The 3,060-nt window shown below is 73.8% G+C and carries 1 protein-coding gene; it reads right to left on the bottom strand.

Annotated features, from left to right (window positions below):
• The coding region (locus IH13_RS36580) for a DEAD/DEAH box helicase (RefSeq protein ID WP_031080785.1) at positions 1–3,060 on the bottom strand (3,060 nt) is incomplete at both ends.

Genomic DNA, 3,060 nt, shown 5'->3' with positions numbered 1-3,060 from the left:
CCCTCCGTGACGGCCGGGCCGAGCCCGAAGCGGCTCGCCGCGGCTGTGGTGGTGAACGGGCCGTGCGTACGGGCGTAGCGGGCGAGGAGGTCCCCGAGCGGATCCTTCACCGGCTCGGTGAAGGCCTCGGGGACGCCTACGGGCAGCGCGGTTCCCAGCGCGTCGCGCAGCCTGCCCGCGTCCTCGACCGCGGCCCAGTGAGGCGCCCCGCCGATGCGGACCTCGATGGCACGGCGGGTCGCCGACAGCTCCCGGGCCCACTGCGGCTCGGCGCCGCGCTCGGCGAGCTCCGCGCCGGTGAGCGGTCCGAGGACGCGCAGGAGATCGGCGACCCCCTCGACGTCCTTGATCTTCCTGTCGTCGGTCAGCCACTGCAGCTCGCGCTCCAGCTCGCCGAGGACGTCGGCGTCCAGCAGCTCCCGAAGCTCCGCCTGCCCGAGCAACTCGGCCAGCAGGTGGGAGTCGAGCGAGAGGGCGGCGGCCCGCCGCTCGGCCAGCGGGGAGTCGCCCTCGTAGAGGAACTGTGCGACGTAACCGAACAGGAGGGAGCGGGCGAACGGGGAGGGCTCCTGGGTGGTCACCTCGACCAGGCGGACACGGCGGGCCTCCAGGTCGCCCATCAGCTCGGTGAGCCCCGGGACGTCGAAGACGTCCTGGAGGCACTCGCGGACGGCTTCGAGGACGATCGGGAACGAGCCGAACTCGGAGGCCACCTGGAGCAGCTGGGACGCCCGCTGACGCTGCTGCCAGAGCGGGGTGCGCTTCCCCGGACTCCGGCGGGGCAGCAGCAGGGCCCGCGCCGCGCACTCGCGGAAACGGGAGGCGAACAGGGCCGAGCCGCCCACCTGATCGGTGACGACCTGGCTGATCTCCCCCTTGTCGAAGACCACATCGGTGGCACCGACGGGCGGCTGTTCGCCGTCGAAGCCGCCGCCGGGGAAGACGGGAGCGGGTGCGCCCCGGGCGGGGTCCTCCGCCGTGGGGCCGGGGCCCGCCTGGACGGGGTCGAAGTCGAGGAGGTCGAGGCCCATCATGTCGGCGTCCGGCAGCCGCAGCACGATGCCGTCGTCCGCGTGCATGACCTGCGCGTCCATGCCGTACCGCTCGCCGAGCCGGGCGGACAGGGCGAGCGCCCAGGGGGCGTGCACCTGGGCCCCGAACGGCGAGTGGACCACGACCCGCCAGTCGCCCAGCTCGTCGCGGAACCGCTCGACGAGGACGGTCCGGTCGTCCGGGACGTGACCGCACGCGCGGCGCTGCTCCTCCACGTACGACAGGACGTTGTCCGCCGCCCAGGCGTCGAGGCCGGCGGCGAGCAGCCGGAGCCTGGCGTCCTCCGGCGAGAGTCCGCCGATCTCCCGGAGGAACGCGCCCAGCGCACGCCCCAGTTCCAGCGGGCGGCCCAGCTGGTCGCCCTTCCAGAACGGCAGCCGCCCCGGGACTCCCGGGGCCGGAGAGACCAGGACCCGGTCCCGGGTGATGTCCTCGATCCGCCAGGACGTGGTGCCCAGGGTGAAGACGTCGCCGACCCGGGACTCGTACACCATCTCCTCGTCCAGCTCACCGACCCGGCCGCCGCCCTTCTTCGGATCGGCGCCGGCCAGGAAGACCCCGAAGAGCCCGCGGTCGGGGATGGTGCCGCCGGACGTCACGGCGAGTCGCTGGGCGCCGGGGCGGCCCGTGACCGTACCGGCGATCCGGTCCCAGACCACCCGCGGGCGCAGCTCGGCGAAGGCGTCGGACGGATAGCGTCCGGCGAGCATGTCGAGCACGGCCGTGAACGCCGATTCGGGCAGTGAGGCGAACGGTGCGGCACGGCGGGCCAGGGCGAGCAGGTCGTCGGCCTGCCAGCTGTCGAGCGCGACCATGGCGACCAGCTGCTGGGCGAGTACGTCCAGGGGGTTGGACGGGATCCGCAGGGCCTCGATGGCGCCCTCGCGCATCCGCTCGGTGACGACCGCCGCCTGGACGAGGTCGCCGCGGTACTTCGGGAAGACCACCCCGGTGGACACCGCGCCGACCTGGTGCCCGGCGCGGCCCACCCGCTGCAGCCCGGAGGCCACGGACGGCGGCGACTCGACCTGGATCACCAGGTCCACCGCGCCCATGTCGATACCGAGCTCCAGACTCGACGTGGCGACCACGGCGGGCAGCCGGCCCGCCTTGAGGTCCTCCTCGACCTGGGAACGCTGCTCCTTGGACACCGAGCCGTGGTGTGCGCGGGCGAGCAGCGCGGGCGCGCCCCTGGCCGCGCCGGACTGCGCCATGACCTCGGCGGGGGAGTGGGCCTCCGGCAGCGGGAGGTCGGGTGAGTCCTCGTCGAAGACGGTGCCGGTCGCCCGCTCGTAGGCGATCTCGTTGAGCCGGTTGCACAGCCGCTCCGCCAGCCGGCGGGAATTGGCGAAGACGATGGTCGAGCGGTGGGACTGGACCAGATCGACGATCCGCTCCTCGACATGGGGCCAGATCGACGGCTTCTCCGCCTGCCCGGCCGCGTCGTCCGTCGCGGGGGAGCCGCCCAGCTCCCCGAGGTCCTCCACCGGCACCACGACCGAGAGGTCGAACTCCTTGGCCGACACGGGCTGGACGATCTCCACCCTCCGCTGCGGCGAGAGGAACCGGGCCACCTCGTCGACCGGGCGGACCGTCGCCGACAGGCCGATCCGGCGGGCGGGCCGGGCCAGCAGCTCGTCCAGGCGCTCCAGCGAGAGGGCGAGGTGGGCCCCGCGCTTGGTGCCCGCCACCGCGTGCACCTCGTCCAGGATCACCGTCTCGACTCCGGCGAGCGCCTCCCGGGCCGACGAGGTGAGCATCAGGAACAGCGACTCGGGGGTGGTGATCAGGATGTCCGGGGGCTTCGTCGCCATCGAGCGCCGCTCGGTCTGCGGGGTGTCACCGGAGCGGATGCCGACCCGCACCTCAGGCTCGGGAAGGCCCAGCCGCACCGACTCCTGGCGGATTCCGGTCAGCGGCGAGCGCAGGTTGCGCTCGACGTCCACCGCGAGGGCCTTCAACGGGGAGACGTACAGCACGCGGCAGCGCTTCTTCGCCTCGGCGGGG

Origin of the sequence: Streptomyces sp. NRRL WC-3549 (assembly GCF_000721935.1) — a bacterium.
In the GTDB taxonomy this organism is placed as follows: Bacteria; Actinomycetota; Actinomycetes; order Streptomycetales; family Streptomycetaceae; genus Streptomyces.
Note: the sequence above shows the minus strand (reverse complement) of the source record. Positions and strands in the feature narration are given on the sequence as shown.